Below are 17279 nucleotides of genomic sequence, written 5' to 3' on the forward strand. Positions count from 1 at the left end.
ATAGGTGCCGCCGGGAACGAAAAGAGGTGTCGCGGCTTTTAGCTCTCATATTCAACTTGGCCGTTCGGTAGTCCAACATTCCGGCGTGAAAATGATTTCCGCGTGAAAATCTCTGGGGGGATTGCGGAGCATGTAGCCGAGCGGATAATTGGCTGAAACGCAGGGGTGTCGGCATGAAGCGCGTTCGCAAGGCAGTTTTCCCGGTCGCGGGCCTCGGCACGCGGTTTCTTCCAGCCACCAAGGCCATCCCGAAGGAAATGCTGACCGTCGTCGACCGGCCGGTCATCCAATATGTGGTCGATGAGGCGCGCGAGGCCGGCATCGAGCATTTCATCTTCGTGACCGGGCGCAACAAGGCGGTCATCGAGGACCATTTCGACGTCCAGTTCGAGCTGTATGACACGCTCGCCCAGCGTGGCAAGGACGAGCAGCTCGCCCGCCTGCAGCGGCTCCAGCCGGCGCCGGGACAGACGAGCTTCACGCGCCAGCAGGTGCCGATGGGCCTCGGCCACGCTGTCTGGTGCGCCCGCGAACTGGTCGGCGACGAACCGTTCGCGCTGCTTTTGCCGGACATGATCATGCAGTCGGAAAAGAGCTGCATGAAGGACATGGTCGAGCTCTATGCCGAGACCGGCAACAACATCATCGCCGTGCAGGAATGCGATCCGGCCGAGGCGCATAAATACGGCATTGTCGGCCGCGGCGAGGCTACGCATCACGGCTTCCGCATCACCGGTATGGTGGAGAAGCCGAAGCAGGGCACAGCGCCCTCCAACCTCTTCATCAACGGCCGCTACATCCTGCAGCCGGAAATCTTCGGCATCCTGGAAAGCCAGGAACGCGGCGCCGGCAACGAGATCCAGCTGACCGACGCGATGCTGAAGCTGGAGAAGAAGCAGCCCTTCTACGGCTATCACTACAAGGGGCGCACCTTCGACTGCGGCTCGCCGGAAGGTTTCGTCGAGGCCAATGTCGCCTTTGCTCTGTGGCGCAGCGACATGAACGAAAGCATGGCCGGCGTCATCCGCACGCTGCTCGACGAGGTGCGGCCGGCAGAGCGCCGCGGGGCGGCGTTCTAGCCTATGCCGATATTCAGGTGAGGCCGGTCTGCGAACGGCCGGTTCCTGCGCTTCCGGTGCTCACATACTTTGAGTACGCTCCGCTCCGGTTCTCGGAACCCACCGCTCTCGACTCGGCCTGACCTGAATCTCGACATAGGCTTGGTCGTCCACTGCGTTCAGCGCTGGACCTTCAATCCGAGATAGACGCTGTTGGCCGTGTAGTCGCGTCCTGGCAGGTTGCTGGTCAGCTTCTCCGTCCTCACCCTGGTGGTGACCCCGGCATAGCGGTTCAGCCACCAGGTCAGCCCGGCCTCGGCGCTCAGGATCATGTCGTGGCCGTCGGAGCCGGTGTAATCGCGCCAGTCGAGGCCCAGCGCCGAGTTCGCCGTCAGATTGGCGCGGATCTGGCGCTCGCCGGTCAAACGGCCGGAGTAGAGGATATCGCCGCTCTGGCCTGCCGTCGTGGTGGTCTCTACTTCGGTCTTTCCGGTGAGCCCGATGGTTGTGCCGCGCTCGGGCGACCATTTGAGGTCGGCGTTGACGCTGGGACCGGCGATCGTCGGGAGGCGGCTGTCGTCGAGCGCCTCGCGCAGCCAGCCAACGGAGAATTCGCCCGAAAGCTTGTCACCCATATCGAGCTCGAGGCCGGCGCGCGCTCCGAACCTCTTGGAGGAGCGAGCGAAATCGTCGGCATCGAGACGCTGATCATAGACCCTACGGCCGAGCTCGACTTCCGTGAAGGGCGTCAGCGCTGGCGAGATCTCATAACCGGTGCGCAAGGTGGCGGTGTAGAGCGTGTTGTTGCGATCTTTCTGCGAGATGCTGGTGCCGTCGGTGAGCTCGGCGTCGCCGTAGAAGTCGTGCGAGACCGCGCCGGTCAGCGCGTAATGCATCTTGCCGATACTTTTTTCGAGACCAAGGCTGCCGTCGACGGTCTGGCGCAGCGGCTGCGAGGTGACGCCGGCGATCGCATCCGGCGAGGAGGCCGATTCGGGCGCGGCTTCATAGCCCAGCTTGGCAATGGCGCGCAGCTCGTTGTCGAGATCGACATTGAGCTGACCTTCAATGCGGCCTTGCGCATCGTTGATCTTTTCGCCCGAGACGCTGTTGCGGAACTGACCGTAGCCGGTGACCAAGGCTGAATTCTCGCGCCAGTCGGAGGTCGCGGTGAAACGCAGCGCCGTCTCGGACAGAACCGCCGATTTGCCGGTGCTGCTGGAATCGGCGTTGGAGGTCGCGGTGAAGCCCTGCTCGAGCGTCGGCCGGAAGACAAAGGTGCCGACCTTGACACCGGGAGCGGCGAAAGGATCGTCCTCCGGCTTGACCTTCTGGCCTTCGATGGATGCCGTGCGCTCCTGGCCTGGGTCGAGCTTCTGCTTGTCGACGCTGTCGATGGTGACGGCACGCCGGTTGCTGCCGTCATCGTCGGTCGCCGCAGCATCAGCCTGGTCGCCGGTGGCGGTGGTCGCGGCGGTGGTCGTGCCGTCGGTAGCCTCGCCCGCCTTCTTCTTGGCCTTCTTCTTGTCGGCGGTCTTGGTATTCGCCTTGGCGGCGGACTTGGCGTCCCGGGCACGCTGAGCAGCCGTCGATGGCCGGCGGGGTTTTGCCGGCGCCTTCGTGTCGACCAATGGATCGTCTGTTACCTGCGGCTGGTCGAAGATGCTGTCCGTCGCGCCCGCCGTCTGATCGTCATCGGGAACGGCGCCGGGGCTCGACGGCTGGTAGGTCGTCGGTGCCGTGTTCTGAGCGGCCGCGGGCGGGGTCTGATCCAGCGACCCTTGCGCCCTCAACTGCCTGGCCTTGCGCTGCTGGTCGGCGAGTATGGCCGATTCGGAGACCTCGCCGCGCAGCTCTGTTTCCTGGGAAAATGCCGGAGCGGGACGCAGCAAGGCAAGCGCGCTTGCCGTCAGCAGCAGTGCCGCGACAGCAATGCCCCTTCGACCGATTTTCGTTTCAGACTGGCCCCCGGACATCGTCACCACTGCTTGCGCGGCGCAGTTGCGCCATACTTACCGAACCGTAAATGCGGATGGTTAACGGAGGGTTGAGACAGCCGCCTTGGAGCCGCCCGGATCGGCAGGCCGCGGCAATTCTGTTGGACAGGGGCGCGGCAAAGCGCTAATCGCTTGCGCCATGCATGCGGGGTCCCCAGAAAGAAAGCAGCCGGACAGGCAGGCTGCGATCGAATCGGCGCTGAGAACGGTGGCGACGGAGCAGGCGGGTGTGGCTGCCCTGGCCGCCGCGCTCGCAGACGGGCTGGCCGAGCCTTTTGCCGCCGCGATCGACCTGATCTCGCGGATCGAGGGCCGCGTCATTGTCACCGGCGTCGGCAAGAGCGGCCATATCGGCGCCAAGATCGCCGCGACGCTTGCCTCGACCGGCACGCCTGCCTTTTTCGTCCATCCGGCCGAGGCCAATCACGGCGATCTCGGCATGATCGCCCGGGATGACGCCATCATCGCCATGTCCTGGTCGGGCGAGAGCAAGGAATTGATGGGCATCGTCGCCTACTCCAGGCGTTTTTCCATTCCGTTGATCGCCATCACCTCTGGCGAGAGCTCGGCGCTGGCGCGGGCCGCCGATGTCGTGCTGCTCCTGCCGGCGGTGCCGGAGGCCTGTCCGCACGGGCTGGCGCCGACAACGTCGGCCTTGCTGCAACTCGTAATGGGCGATGCGCTGGCGATCGCGCTGCTCGAGGCGCGGGGCTTCACGCCGGACCATTTCCGCACCTTCCACCCGGGCGGGCAGCTTGGAGCCAATCTGACCCAGCTGCGCGAAATCATGCATGTCGGTGAAAGGCTGCCGCTGGTGCCGTCGGGCACCGCAATGCGTGAGGCAATCCTGGAGCTGTCGCGTAAGGGCTTCGGCTGCGTGGCGATCACCGCCGCCGACGGCGCGCTGGTCGGCATCATCACCGACGGCGATATCCGCCGCCATATCGGCAACGACATTCTGACGATGAGCGTCGATCAGGTGATGACCAAGAAGCCGAAGACGGCGAGTCCGGACACGCTGGTGGCGACGGCGCTGCAGACGATCAATACATCCGCCATCACCAGCCTGATGGTTGTCGAGGGCGGACGGCCCGTCGGGCTCGTCCATCTCCACGATCTGTTGCGCATCGGCGCCGCTTAGGTCCGCCTTCAGATCGCTTCGACTGTAAGCTCCAGATCGGTATCCGCGGCTCCCGTGACGCGCACCTGCGCGCCGACCGGCAGGTCGGGACCGGAGACGCGCCACAGCGTGTCGCCGAGCCGGATGCGGCCGCGGCCGTTCTTGATCGGCTCGGCCAGCGTCGCCGTGCGGCCGACCATCTGCGCGCCGCGGCGGTTGAGCAGCGGCTGGTCGCCGCTGCCCTGCCGGCTGAAGGCGATCTGCCTGCCGACATAGGCCGACACAACGGCCAGCACGAGGAAGGCGAGGACCTGGACCTGCCAGGTCCAGAAGGCGGCGTCCCAGATCGCCAGCGACACAGCGCCGATGATCAGCGCCGCGATGCCGATCCACAGCATGAAGACGCCTGGCGCAACGATCTCCATCACCAGGAGCACGAAGCCCAGAACCATCCAGTTCCACGGGCCGAGTTCGGAAACGATACGGTCTATCATAATGCCCACCTATACCGCAGACATCAGTTGTCGTTCGGGCGAACCACCGGCGGGCGCGCCGTCTGCCGTTGCGTGCCGGCGCTACCGTCGTTCTTGAACATTTCCCTGGCGATCTCACCGATGCCACCCAGCGTGCCGATGAGCGACGAGGCCTCCAGCGGCATCAGCACGATCTTGCTGTTCGTAGCCGAGCCGATCTTGGTCAGCGCCTCGGTGTATTTCTGGGCGATGAAGTAGTTGAGCGCCTGGACGTCGCCCTTGGCGATAGCTTCCGACACGACCTGCGTCGCCTTGGCCTCCGCTTCAGCCGAGCGCTCGCGCGCCTCGGCGTCGCGGAAGGCTGCTTCCTTGCGGCCCTCGGCCTCGAGGATCTGCGACTGCTTGAGGCCTTCGGCGGCCAGGATCTGGGCGCGCTTGTTGCGCTCGGCCGTCATCTGGCGGCCCATCGATTCGATGAGATTGGCCGGCGGATTGATGTCCTTGATCTCGACGCGGGTGATCTTGATGCCCCACGGATGCGCCGCCTCGTCGACGACACGCAACAGGCGCTCGTTGATGGCGTCGCGGTTGGACAGCAATTCGTCGAGGTCCATCGAACCCATGACGGTGCGGATGTTGGTCATGGTCAGGTTGAGGATGGCGTTCTGCAGTCCGGAGACCTGATAGGCTGCCTGAGGGGCGTTGAGTATCTGGTAGAAGGCGATGCCGTCGACACCGACGATGGCGTTGTCGCGGGTGATGATCTCCTGCGTCGGCACATCGAGCACCTGCTCCATCATGTTCATCTTGGCACCGACGCGCTCGAAGATGGGGTTGATGATGTTCAGGCCGGGAGTCAGCGTCTTTGTGTACCGGCCGAAGCGTTCCACCGTGTAATTGTAACCTTGCGGCACCGTCTTGATGCCTTTGAAAAGAAGGATGATGACCAGGAAGACAAGAACGACGATAGCAATATCGAAACCGCTGAAGCCCATTTCGTATCTCCCTCAATAGGCACCGACTTCACGGAATCACTTAAGTGTGTTTCCGCAACGTTACAATCAGGTGATCGGGAATATTGGTTAGCGAAGGCTTTTGCGCACCGGTTTCAAGCTAAAGCGCGTCGCGCTGAAACGGATTCAGTCGACACGCTTTAAGTCATTGTCTTGATGCATGTCGTTGTCCCAGAACCGCTGCACACTTCTGGGCGACATGCATCAGTCGGTGAAGGCGGTCACACCCAGCCGGCAAGCTCGCGCCGCACCAGCGCCTCGATGACCGCCATGCCCTCGACGCTGTCGTTGAGACAGGGGATGTGGGCAAAATTCTTGCCGCCGGCGTGATGGAAGGTTTCGGCCGCCTCGCGGCCGATCTCGTCCAGCGTCTCGATGCAGTCGACGGAGAAGCCCGGGTTGACGACGGCGATCGACTTCACGCCGTCCTTAGCCAGTTTCTCGACCGTGACGTCGGTATAGGGCTGCAGCCATTCCTGCGCGCCGAAGCGCGACTGGAAGGTGGTGATGAGCTTGTTCTCGTCCCAGCCGAGCCTTGCCCGCAGCAGCCGCGTCGTCTCGAGGCAATGCGCCCCGTAGGGATCGCCCTTGTCGGAGTAGGGTTTCGGAATACCGTGATAGGAGGCGATGACCACTTCCGGCTGAAAATCGAGGCTCGCCAGATGCCGTTCGATCGACTGCGCCAGCGCTTCGATGTAAACCGGCTCGTCGTAATAGGGCGGCACGCTGCGGACCGCCGGCGCGCGGCGCATCTTCATCAGCGCGCGAAACAGCTGGTCGTTCGCGGTCGCTGTCGTCGTCGCCGAATATTGCGGGTACAGGGGGAAGGAAAGGATGCGCTCGCAGCCTTGCGCGACCAGCTTTTGTGCGACGCTCGCCGTCGAGGGGTTGCCGTAGCGCATCGCCCAGTCGACCGTCGCGTTGGGCAAGTCGCCGAGCGCTACGGCGAGTTTTTCGGCCTGGGCGCGGGTGAACGTGCGCAGCGGCGACTCGTTCATCTCCCGGTTCCAGATACGGGCGTAGTTGGCGCCGGATTTTTTCGGCCGAGTGGTCAGCACGAGGCCGTAGAGGATCGGATACCAGATCGCCTTGTTGAGCTCGATGACGCGCGGGTCGGAGAGGAATTCGCGCAGGTAGCGCCACATCGGCTTGAAATCGGTGCCGTCCGGCGTGCCGAGATTGACCAGCATGATGCCGATCTTGCCCGTCCTGGCTGGTGCAGCGCTCGCCGGCGGCGGGCCAGCGGCCTTTGCGGCTTTGGCATCGGTGGGGCTGGCAAGCGTCATGAACAGTCTCCGGTAGCGCCGCGAAACTAGCGATGCCCTGCCGGTTTTCAATGCTGCGTCTGGCCGCACCTTATCGTGTTTGGCACCGGAAAAGGAACACCAGCCCGTTTCCGGGCGGGCGCCATGAATTCCGGGTGGCCGCTTACTTCGCGGCCGGCGGAATGGTCAGCGTCGCGCCGAGCGGCAGGCGGCGCGGCTTATAATCCTTGTTGGCTTCGGAGATGAGCTTCCACTTGGTGGCATCGCCATAGGCTTGCTTGGCCAGGTCCCAATAGGTATCGCCGGCGCCGACGGTGTGGCTGGTCTCGGCCGGCGGTGCTTCAGCGGACTTGGCAGGCTCGGCGGCTGGTGCAGGAGTTGCCGGGGCAGCCTCGGCAGGCTTTGCTGGTTCCGCGGCCGGCGCCGCGGGGGCGGTTTCAGCCGGAACCGCCGGCGGCGTGCCGGCGATGTCGCTGGAACCGGAGGGCAGAGCCGGCATTGCCGGTTCGCTCGCGGCCGGTGCGGTCTCGGCCGGTTTTGCCGCCTCGGCTGCCGGCGCCTGGGTCGTGGCTGCAGGAGCGGCCTCAGCCGGCTTTGCCGGCTCCGCCGGTGCGGGAGTTGTTGCGGCCGTCTCGGCTGGTTTTGCCGGCTCAGCCGCCGCGGTCGTTGCCGCAATCTCGGTGATGCGGCCGTCAAGCTTCGGCGTGTAGGGCTGGTGGGCGCCGAGATAGTCGGCCACCACCTGCTCGAGGCCGGGACCGTAATCATAGGCGTCCGTGGCCTTGTCGGCGAAGACCTTGTAGCCGTCGCCGCCCTGGCGAACGTAATTGTTGGTGGCGACGAGGTACTGCTTGTCGGGATTGATCGGCGCCCATGCGCCGTTCTCCATCACCTCGACCAATTTGACGCGGCCGGCATTGGGCGCGACCGATCTGTCGAAGGAATATTTGATGCCGGCGACCTGCGGGAAACGGCCGGCGCCGTCCTCTATCTGGCTGAGGCCGCTTTCGAGGCCCGCGACCAGGTCCTTGCCCGAGATCTTGAAGGTGGCCAGCGTGTTCTGGAACGGCAGCACGGTCAGTACCTCGCCCATGGTCACCGTACCCTGGTCGATCGAAGCGCGCAGGCCACCGCCGTTCGAGATGACGATTTCGACGCCCTGGCCCTTGGTGCGGTCGAGAACGGCGTCGGAGACGAGGTTGCCCATCTCGCATTCGCGCGCGCGGCAATTCTCCCGGCTGCCGTCGATCGCCTTGGTGGTCTCGGCCACCTCCTTGTTCTTCAGCGCCTCGATCGGCGCGCCGAGTTCCTTGATGCGGGCCAGCACGGCCGGATCGGGGGTGATCGACTTGTCGAGGTAGATCGGGTCGCCGCTGGCCTCCTTGACGACGCCGTTGTCGTCGAACACGACCTTGAACTCGCCGAGATATTTCGAATAGGACGCCGCCTGCACCACCGGCACCTTGGAGCCGTCGGGGTTGTCGACCATCGTAGGATAGGGACCCTCGGCCTTCGGGTCGGTGTTCGACAGAAGCGTATGGCTGTGGCCGCCGACCACCACGTCGATGCCGGGAATTTTCGCTATGACGTCGCGCTCGCGCCTATAGCCGATATGCGTCACGGCGATGATCTTGTTGATGCCTTGCGCCTTCAGCTTCTCGACCTCGGCCGTGATCGACTTGACATCGTCGGCGATGGCGATGTTCGGGCCGGGCGAGGCGAGTTCCGGCGTGTCGTTGGTGACGGCGCCGATGATGCCGATCTTCTGGCCGCCGACCTCGACGACGATCGAAGGCTTGATCTTGCCCGCCGCACCCGACTTGTCGTTGGGCACGACATTGGCGCTGACGATCGGGAATTTCGCCTTGTCGAGGAACGGCACCAGCGCGGTCTCGCCGTCGTCGAACTCATGGTTGCCGAGCGTTACCGCGTCGGGCTTGATCTGATTGAGGAACTCCTCTTCCACCGCACCCTTGTAGGTGGTGTAGAACAGCGATCCCTGGAAGTTGTCGCCGGCGTTGAGCAGCAGCACGTTCTGGCCTTCGAGCTTCTTGCGCTGCTCAGCAATCGCGGTGATCAGCCGGCCGGCGCCGCCGATGCATTCGCCCTTGGTCTCCTCGTCGGCGGAACAGGTCGACTCGTATTTGTTGTTGCCTTCGATGCGGCTGTGCCAATCGTTGAAATGCAGGATGTTCAGCGTGTAGTCGGCAAAAGATGCGCCGGCAGACAGGCCGAGCGTCGAGGCGGAGAGGGCTAGGATCGCGGCAATCTTCTTCATCTTCGTCTCCCGGATGAGCTGACTTCGAAGGTGCTTGATGACCCCGCTTGACCGGACAATAACAGTCAGCCTCGGGTCATGTTCACATCGGGTCCCGGGCGATGCAAGTGGAAATCCGGAAGTGTTTTGCCGGCACAAAAAAGGACGGCGGCCTGCGCCGCCGTTCTGTCAGCCGACGATTTGCGAACCCTCAAGCCCGGCGCGTCAGCACGAAATTCTGGCCGCTGGCGCTGGTGCAGTTGAGCTGGCTGGTGGAGATCATCAGGCAGTTGAAGCTGACCGGGGTCTGGCGGATCAACGAGGTGCCATGGATCTCGACCGAGGTCGCGCCGGTCATGGTGTAGCTGCCTTCCGACAGCTTCTGGCCGGTGTCGGTTGCGACGGTGGTGAAGCTGCCAGCCGTGAAGGTCGACAGGCCGGTGCCCTTGGCGTCGATCCAGTTGCCCTCGACGCCCTTCGGCGCCGCCGCCATCGACGGCTGGTCCGAGGGACCGGTGGTGGTGCAGGCGGCCGCAGCCAAAAGGCTTGCCGCGGCGCCTGCCGAAAGCAGTTTGCGCGCAATGGTCATTTTTGAAAATCCTCTCCTCAGTCCGCATCCTTCAATCGCCCGATTTCCGGGCGATTGCAAGGCGGTGGCTCTGGTCAGTCCCGGCGCTATCGGACCAGAATGTTGCGGAACTGCCACGGATCGTCCTTGTCCAGATCCTCCGGGAAGAGACCCGGCCGATTATCCAGCGGCGTCCAGTCAGTGTAGTAGCCCCTGACCGGCCCGAGATAAGGCGACTGCACTTCGAGGCAACGCCGGTAGTCCATCTCGTCGGCCTCCACGATACCGGCGGTCGGATTCTCCAGCGCCCAGACCATGCCGGCGAGCACCGCCGAGGTGACCTGCAGGCCGGTGGCGTTCTGGTAGGGGGCGAGCTTGCGCGCCTCGGCCAGCGACAGCTGCGAGCCGTACCAGTAGGCGTTCTTGTCATGGCCGTAGAGCAGCACGCCTAGCTCGTCGACGCCGTCGACCAGCTCGTTTTCGTCGAGCACGTGGTGAACCGGCTGCGGCTTGCCGGCGGCGCCGAACATCTCGTCCAGCGACAGCAAGGCGTCGTTGCAGGGATGGTAGGCGTAGTGGCAGGTCGGGCGGTATTGAAGCTTGCCCTTCTTCGAGCGCACGGTGAAGAAATCGGCGATCGAGATCGCCTCGTTATGCGTCACCAGGAGGCCGTATTGCGCGCCCGGCGTCGGGCACCAGGAGCGCACGCGCGTGTTGGCGCCCGGCTGTTCCAGATAGATCGCCGCCTTGGAACCGTGCTTGTGCTTCTTGCCGTTCTTCGGCATCCACTTCTCATGCGTGCCCCAGCCGAGCTCGGCCGGCTGCAGTCCCTCCGAGATGAAGCCTTCGACCGACCAGGTGTTCCAGAACACGTTCATCGGCTTCGGCTTCTTGGTGCGCTGTGTGTCGCGCTCGGCGATATGGATGCCCTTGACGCCAGCCTTCTTCATCAGCCTGGCCCAGGCCTCGCGGTCTTCCTGCGCGGGCTCTGAAAACACGAGACCGAGATCGGTGGCGAGGTTGACCAGCGCCTTCTTGACGAACCACGAGACCATGCCGGGATTGGCGCCGCAGGTGGAGACCGCCGTCGGGCCGCCGGGCTTGTCCTGCTTTTCCTCAATCATCGCCTCGCGCAGCGCATAGTTGGTGCGGCTGGCATTGTCGGCCTCGGAGTCGAAATAGAAGCCGAGCCACGGCTCGACGACGGTGTCGATGTAGAGCACGCCGAGCTTGCGGCACAATTTCATCAGGTCCACCGAGCCGGTGTCGACCGACAGGTTGGCGCAAAAGCCCTGGCCGCCGCCATTGGTCAGAAGCGGCGTCAGCAGCTTCTTGTAATTCTTCTCGGTCACCGCGTCCTGGACGAAGGCGATGCCACGCTCGTCGAGCAGCTTGCGGTCGGTGTCGCGCGGATCGACGACCGTCATGCGCGACTTGTCGAACTTGAAATGGCGTTCGATCAGCGGCAGCGTTCCCCGCCCGATCGAACCGAAGCCGATCATCACGACGGGACCGGTGATTTCACCGTAAACGGGCCAGTTTTCATTCGCCATTTTTTCGCACACTCCTTCAAACACGCGTAAAACCGAGCGTTTTTCGCCCGACGGCCAAGCCGTACACCACAGATCATTGTCATAAACCAGCGAAAAGCGCCAATCGCGGGTAAGTCGGTTTGGCGGCGTGGTTAAGCTGATCCGGCGATACCGTTTAGGAATGCAACCAGCCGGTCTCGGTCGGCGGTCAGGCCCTTGTAGTCGAGTTGTTGCTGGTCGAGGGCCAGGAGCTGCTCCACGAAGGATGCAGCCAGCGTTGCCCGGTCCGGATGGGCATCGAGCACCTTGAGCGGATCGAGATGGATGCGGATGGTGAACAGGATGTCGCGCGACGCGGGAAGCTTGCGCAGCGTCTGGCGTTCGACGCGGATGAAGGCGTGGGCGTCGACATCGCCGTCGGGGAAGCGGCTCGGGCGGCTCGTGGCGCGGTCGATGCGCTCGACATTGGAAAGCGGATGATAGAGCCTGTCATCCGCCTGGATCGACCAGTTGAAGCGCTCGACCGCCTGGCCCTGCAGGCCGTCGAACATGCGGTTGATGAGTTCGGCCGGCCGCGTGCCGGGTCCGAATCCAGGCACCGGTTCGTGGATTTCCTGCAGCGGCTTGCCGAATTTTTCCTGGAGCGACCAGGACGAGGGAAAGCAAAGCGAGCCGGCGGCGAGCCGCCAGCCGCGCTCGTCGCGGCGCATCAGGATCAGGTCCTCCTGGACCAGCAGCGAAGCCTGTGCGAGCGGTGCCTCGCGCAGGGCAGGAGGCAACCGGTCGATCGTCCGGTCGAAACCGATCGGCTTGAAATCGGCTCGGTCACGGCGGTGCGTGCCGGAATGCGCGGCCTCGAGATGGGCGACGAGCAGGTCGAGCACCTCGCGTTGAGCGTCGCGGGTGCCGCCTTCCTCGACAAAGACCTTTTGCGGGATCTCCCTGTAGAGCCGCTGCTTTTCGGCCAGATGCGGCAACAGGAATTCATCGACCTCGATCCAGCGGTCGAAGTCGAGCGGCTTCAGCCCGATGGCGAAGAGTTTCGAGGATCCGTCATAGGGCGTGTGGGTCGGCTGGCGAAGGATCATTCTTTGCTTCAAACAGTACGCTGTGTCAGCCCAGTTGCGCCGGGACCAGCCCGCGCAGCGAATTGCCGACGAAGATCGCCTTCGCCGCCTTCAGGTCATCGAAGCTGTAGATCGCTTCCACCGCGCGGCCTTCGTCCAGAAGCTGGCCGCGCAATATTCCAGGCAAAAGGCCGCAGTCGAGGCGGGGCGTGGCGAGCGGGCCGCTGCCGAAATCGGCGAAGAGATTGGTGATCGTGCCCTCGCAGAGCTCGCCGCGCTCGTTGGCCAGCAGCACCTCGTCGGCGTGGGTCGCGAGATATTCGGCGCGTGCCTGCGTGTAGACTTGGCGCCGGCTTGTCTTGTGGCGCAGCAGCGTGTCGCCGGAATCGAGACGGACACGCGCCAGTTGCAGCCGCCAGACCTTGTCGGCGGGCAGCGGTTCATAGGGTTGCGCAGCAGCTGTCACTTCGCCATTGCGCTGCAAGGCAAGGCGCACGCGCGAGGCAGTTCGGTGTCCGCTGACGGTGTTCGACAGCACTTCGCCGATCCGTCCGGGATCGCAGGCGAAGCCGAGTTCGGCGGCGGACGCATAAAGCCTGGCCAGGTGGCGCTCGAAGCGCAGGAAGCCGGAACCGGGCTCCCAGCGCATGGTCTCGATCAGTTCGAAGCCGGCGCCGTTCCCGTCGCGAAGCGCGCTTTCAACAGACACTCCCGATACTCCTCCTCGGCGGTCGAATCGAAGACGACGCCGCCGCCGACATTGTAGACGGCCTCGCCGTCGGCAAAGAGCGAGATGGTGCGGATCGCCACCGAAAACCGCATCCTGCCGCCGGGCGCGATCCAGCCGATGGCGCCGCAATAGACGTCACGCGGCGCGTCTTCCAGCTCGTGCAGGATTTCCATGGCGCGGATTTTCGGCGCGCCGGTGATCGAGCCGCAGGGGAAGATCGCGGCGAAGAGCTGGCGGATGCCGATGCCGGGCAAAAGCCGCGCCCGCACGCGGCTCACCATCTGGTGCACCGTCGGATAGGTCTCGATGCGGAACAGTTCCGGCACGTCCAGCGTGCCGACTTCGCTGATCAGGGAAATGTCGTTGCGCAAAAGGTCGACGATCATCCGGTTCTCGGCCTGGTTCTTCTCGTCGTTGCGCAGGAAGGCCTTCAGCCGCGCGTCCTCGGCCTTGGTCGCGCCGCGTGGCGCGGTGCCTTTCATCGGGTGTGTCTCGATCATGCCGTCGGCATCGATCTCGAAGAACAATTCGGGAGAGCGCGACAGGACGACCGGATCGCCGAGCGAGACCAGCGCGCCATATTTGACCGGCTGGCGTTCCGTCAGCGCGTCGAAGGCCGCAAGCGGATCGCCGGACCATTGCGCGCGAACCGGGAAGGTGAGGTTGCCCTGGTAGCAATCGCCCTTGCGGATGTGGTTGTGAAGGCGCGCGAAGCGGCCGGCATAGGCCTCGGCGGACCATGTTGCCCTTGCATCGAAGATCGGGCCGTTGCTGGCGGGTCCTGCTTTTTGCGGCACCGCTTGCTCGACAGGCGCATCGAAGACGCCAAGGCAGACCAGCGGCGCACGGCGGCCTTCGGGCAACAGCGGCACCAGTTTCGGCTCGAGCAGGTAACCGGCTTCGTAGGAGAAATAGCCTGCCAGCCATTTGCCGGCGTCCGATGCGGCCTGCGCCCTTTCAAGCGCGGGCATGAACTCTTCCGCGGCCTGCGCGACGATGATCTCGCGCGGCCGGTCGAAGACCAGCTGACGAGCGGTCGCGTCGTTGCGGAAAAGGGCTGCTGGCAGGGACATGAGCCTCGAATGCGGACAAAAAGCACCGTCGACCGCTCTATATGGGGGGCCGGTGGGGCGCAATCGAGGGAGCGGCGTCCGGCGGCGCAAAGGTGGCTGGCCCAAAACAAAGACGGCGTCCATATGGACGCCGCCTTGCTGCCAACCAAGCCTGGTTGCTCAGGTGTTGCTTGCGGTTCCGGCCGTCGGGAATTGACGGGCGAACTCGGCCTCATTGCCGGCGGCCAGCAATTTCGCCTGCTCGATCCATTTTTCGCGCGCGATACGGCCGTCGAAATTGAGCACTTCCTCGATGCGTTTGACGTCGGCGGCGGTCCAGGCGGCGATCTCGGCATAGGTGGTGACGCCGAGGCCTTTGAGCAGCCTTTCGTTGACCGGGCCAATGCCGATGAGGCGGCGCAGATTGTCGGCCTTGCCGGTCGCGGCCTGCGGCGCTGCCGCCTTCTTTGCCGCGGGTGCTGCCGCCTTCTTGGGCGCGGCGGCTTTGGCCGCCGGCTTCGGTGCCGCTGCAGTCTTCGTTGCGGCCGGCTTCTTTGCAGCGGCGGGCTTTGTGGGCCCGGCCTTTGCCGCCGCCGATGTCGCGGTCATCAGCGCTGCCGGTGCCGGCGTGGCGGCCTTATCGGCGCCGGCCTTCGCGGAAGGCGCATCACGCAACCGGCCTTCGAGGTCGGCGCGGGCACGGCCGCAGGCGTCGAGATCGCCCTTCAACCGATCGCTGTCGGCGCGCAGCCTGTCGCGCTCGCTTCGCGTGCGGTCGAGATCGCCACGCAGACTGTCGAGTTCGCCGCGCAGGCGGCCCCAGATGAACCAGCCAACCAGGATACCCACAACGAACGCCAGGAGCATGTAGAAGAAAGTGCTCATTTCCCTCTCCAGTCCGATCTGTCGGCCGAGGCCCGGAAAGGCGAGCTCACGCCAAGGATCGTCAAAGGTTCCGTGGTCGGCGGAACCGCCGGCTTCAATCGAGCCATCGGCGTTCGGCCTTGTCCGGGCCGAAGGCCATCATCGCATTCGCCGTGGCGTAGCGGCCGGCCATCTCTGGCCCGCGCGATGCGTCCGGCTGAGCTTGAGGCCGGACGCTATCATATGGCTTGTCGAAAGCTAGTTGAAAAATGCGCCGGAGAGTTATTCAAGAACAGCTATTTAGGGCAAGAATAGACCCTTGCTAATATGCATCCCGGCTAAACTATTACGACCGATGCCCGCGCCGTAGTTGTCGTCAACTATCGAGCGCTTCCAATTCGTCGATCAACGAACCGATGACGCCGAGGCCGATCTGCCAGAATGCGGGATCGGTGGCGTCGAGGCCGAAGGGCGCAAGAAGCTCGGAGTGATGCTTCGTGCCGCCGGCGCGCAGCATCTCGAAATACTTCTCCTGAAATCCGCGCTCGGCATTCTGGTAGACGGCATAGAGCGAATTCACCAGGCAATCGCCGAAAGCATAGGCATAGACGTAGAAAGGCGAGTGGATGAAATGCGGGATATAGGTCCAGAAGACCTCGTATCCCTCGCGCAGCTTGATCGCCGGCCCCAGGCTCTCGGCCTGCACTTCCAGCCAGAATTCGCCGAGCCTGTCCGAGGTCAGCTCGCCGTTCTTGCGTTCGGCATGCACCTTGCGCTCGAACTCGTAGAAGGCGATCTGGCGCACGACGGTGTTGATCATGTCCTCGACCTTCTGGGCGAGCATGGCCTTGCGCTCGCGCTTGTCGCCGGTCTGCTCGAGCAGCGAGCGGAAGGTCAGCATCTCGCCGAAGACGGAGGCGGTTTCGGCCAGCGTCAGCGGCGTCGAGGCCATCAGCGCGCCCTGGCCGGCGGCCAGCACCTGGTGCACGCCATGGCCGAGCTCATGCGCCAGCGTCATCACATCGCGCGGCTTGCCCATGTAGTTGAGCAGCACGTAGGGATGCGCCGACGGCACCGTCGGGTGGGCGAAGGCGCCCGGGGACTTGCCGGGCCGCACCGGCGCGTCGATCCATCTGCGATCGAAAAAGCCGCGGGCGATTTCGGCCATGTCCGGCGAGAAGCGCTGGTACGCGGAGAGCACCGTGTCCCTGGCGTCGTCCCAGCTGATCACCGCCTGCGGCGTTTCCGGCAGGGGCGCGTTGCGGTCCCAATGGTTCATCACCTCCATGCCGAGCCAGCGCGCCTTCATCGCGTAATAGCGGTGCGACAGCCGCGGATAGGCCTCGCGCACAGCCGCGGCCAGCGCATCGACCACATCGCGCTCGACACGGTTGGCGAGGTGGCGCGAGTCGGCGATATCCTGGAAGCCGCGCCAGCGGTCGGAGATTTCCTTGTCCTTGGCCAAAGTGTTGGTGATGAGCGTGAAGGTGCGCAGGTTCTTGCGGAACGTGGCGGCCAGCGCCTCGGAGGCGCGGCGGCGCACCTCGCCGTTCGAATCCTGCAGCCGGTTCAGCGCCGGCTCGAGCGTCAGTTCCTCGCCGTCGACGTCGAAGCGCAGGTCGGTCATCGTCTCGTCGAACAGGCGGTTCCAGGCGCCGCGCCCGGTGACCGACTTTTCGTGGAACAACTGCTCGACGCGGTCCTCGAGCTGGTAGGGTTTGTCCTTCCTGAGGTCGAGCACCCAAGGCCGGTAGTGGCCGAAGGCCTTGTCGGCGGCCAAAGCGCTTTCGATCGCCGCATCGTCGATCAGGTTGAGCTCAAGCGCGAAGAACAGGAGATGCGCGCTGGCGTCCGTCATCTTTTCCTGGACGTCGCCATAGAGCTTGGCGCGCTGCGGATCGGCCGTGTTGCCGGCATAGACGAGGCCGGCATACGAAACGATGCGGCCGATCAGTTCCTCGAGCGCCTCATAGGCCTTGAGCGCCTCGCCCAGCTGGCCGGCGGCGCCGCGCCCGGCTTCCGCGGCCAGCGTACCCTTCCAGCGGCTCTCGAAGGCGATGGCGTCGCTGGCCGCCTTGGCGATGTCGCGCTTCAACTCCGGCGCTTCCATGCCGGAATAGAGATCGGCGAGATTCCACTCCGGCAGGGCGCCAAGCTCCGCCGCGCCCTGTCCGGACGACGCCGCCGCAAGCCGCTGACCAAACATCATGCGCATCAACAATACCTTTTTTGAACCAAGGAGCCAGAATCAAAGGGAAAGGAGAAGCCGGTCAAATCCTAAGG

14 protein-coding genes are annotated in these 17279 nt (G+C 64.3%); 2 read left to right on the forward strand and 12 right to left on the reverse strand.

What is annotated here, in order from left to right:
- Positions 1-173 precede the first annotated feature (173 nt).
- Positions 174-1079: a UTP--glucose-1-phosphate uridylyltransferase GalU gene (gene galU / locus FJ957_RS00570; protein WP_140706922.1), complete on the forward strand. Its 906-nt coding sequence runs from the start codon at positions 174-176 to the stop codon at positions 1077-1079.
- Between the two features lie 158 nt (positions 1080-1237).
- Here galU and FJ957_RS00575 read toward each other — a convergent pair whose 3' ends face one another.
- Positions 1238-3034, reverse strand: a complete 1797-nt coding sequence (locus tag FJ957_RS00575; RefSeq protein ID WP_140827378.1) for an outer membrane beta-barrel protein — start codon at positions 3032-3034, stop codon at positions 1238-1240.
- Positions 3035-3194: 160 nt separating this feature from the next.
- Between FJ957_RS00575 and FJ957_RS00580 the strand changes: the two genes are divergently transcribed.
- Positions 3195-4196, forward strand: a complete 1002-nt coding sequence (locus FJ957_RS00580; RefSeq protein WP_140827380.1) for a KpsF/GutQ family sugar-phosphate isomerase — start codon at positions 3195-3197, stop codon at positions 4194-4196.
- 8 nt (positions 4197-4204) lie between these two features.
- On the opposite strand, the gene FJ957_RS00585 is transcribed toward FJ957_RS00580, so the two are convergent.
- The 11 genes from FJ957_RS00585 to FJ957_RS00635 form a co-directional block, all read right to left on the reverse strand.
- Complete coding sequence (locus FJ957_RS00585) at positions 4205-4669, reverse strand: NfeD family protein (RefSeq protein ID WP_140706926.1); 465 nt, start codon at positions 4667-4669, stop codon at positions 4205-4207.
- A gap of 23 nt (positions 4670-4692) precedes the next feature.
- Positions 4693-5643: an SPFH domain-containing protein gene (locus FJ957_RS00590; RefSeq protein ID WP_140827381.1), complete on the reverse strand. Its 951-nt coding sequence runs from the start codon at positions 5641-5643 to the stop codon at positions 4693-4695.
- A 239-nt stretch (positions 5644-5882) separates the two neighbouring features.
- Positions 5883-6947 carry a ferrochelatase gene (gene hemH / locus FJ957_RS00595; protein ID WP_140827383.1) on the reverse strand — a complete coding sequence of 355 codons (1065 nt, stop codon included), beginning with the start codon at positions 6945-6947 and terminating at the stop codon, positions 5883-5885.
- Between the two features lie 142 nt (positions 6948-7089).
- Positions 7090-9204, reverse strand: a complete 2115-nt coding sequence (locus FJ957_RS00600; protein WP_140827385.1) for a bifunctional metallophosphatase/5'-nucleotidase — start codon at positions 9202-9204, stop codon at positions 7090-7092.
- Positions 9205-9394: 190 nt separating this feature from the next.
- The gene (locus FJ957_RS00605) at positions 9395-9772 is read right to left on the reverse strand and encodes a hypothetical protein (RefSeq protein WP_140827387.1); all 378 of its coding nucleotides are present in this window, start codon (positions 9770-9772) and stop codon (positions 9395-9397) included.
- 86 nt (positions 9773-9858) lie between these two features.
- The gene (locus FJ957_RS00610) at positions 9859-11304 is read right to left on the reverse strand and encodes a homospermidine synthase (protein ID WP_140827389.1); all 1446 of its coding nucleotides are present in this window, start codon (positions 11302-11304) and stop codon (positions 9859-9861) included.
- Between the two features lie 131 nt (positions 11305-11435).
- Positions 11436-12371 carry a DUF3445 domain-containing protein gene (locus FJ957_RS00615; RefSeq protein ID WP_140827393.1) on the reverse strand — a complete coding sequence of 312 codons (936 nt, stop codon included), beginning with the start codon at positions 12369-12371 and terminating at the stop codon, positions 11436-11438.
- A 25-nt stretch (positions 12372-12396) separates the two neighbouring features.
- Positions 12397-13059 (reverse strand): aminotransferase class IV family protein, encoded by a 663-nt coding sequence (locus tag FJ957_RS00620; RefSeq protein WP_140827398.1) that lies wholly within the window; start codon positions 13057-13059, stop codon positions 12397-12399.
- Positions 13008-14153 (reverse strand): aminodeoxychorismate synthase component I, encoded by a 1146-nt coding sequence (locus tag FJ957_RS00625; protein WP_140827402.1) that lies wholly within the window; start codon positions 14151-14153, stop codon positions 13008-13010. Before FJ957_RS00625 ends, FJ957_RS00620 begins: the two co-directional genes overlap by 52 nt.
- Before the next feature lie 159 nt (positions 14154-14312).
- On the reverse strand, positions 14313-15017 hold the full coding sequence (locus FJ957_RS00630; RefSeq protein WP_140827403.1) for a proton-conducting membrane transporter: 705 nt from the start codon (positions 15015-15017) through the stop codon (positions 14313-14315).
- Positions 15018-15372: 355 nt separating this feature from the next.
- Positions 15373-17211 (reverse strand): M3 family oligoendopeptidase, encoded by a 1839-nt coding sequence (locus tag FJ957_RS00635; protein ID WP_181177459.1) that lies wholly within the window; start codon positions 17209-17211, stop codon positions 15373-15375.
- Positions 17212-17279: the final 68 nt, after the last annotated feature.

Origin of the sequence: Mesorhizobium sp. B2-4-6 (assembly GCF_006442775.1) — a bacterium.
GTDB lineage: Bacteria > Pseudomonadota > Alphaproteobacteria > Rhizobiales > Rhizobiaceae > Mesorhizobium.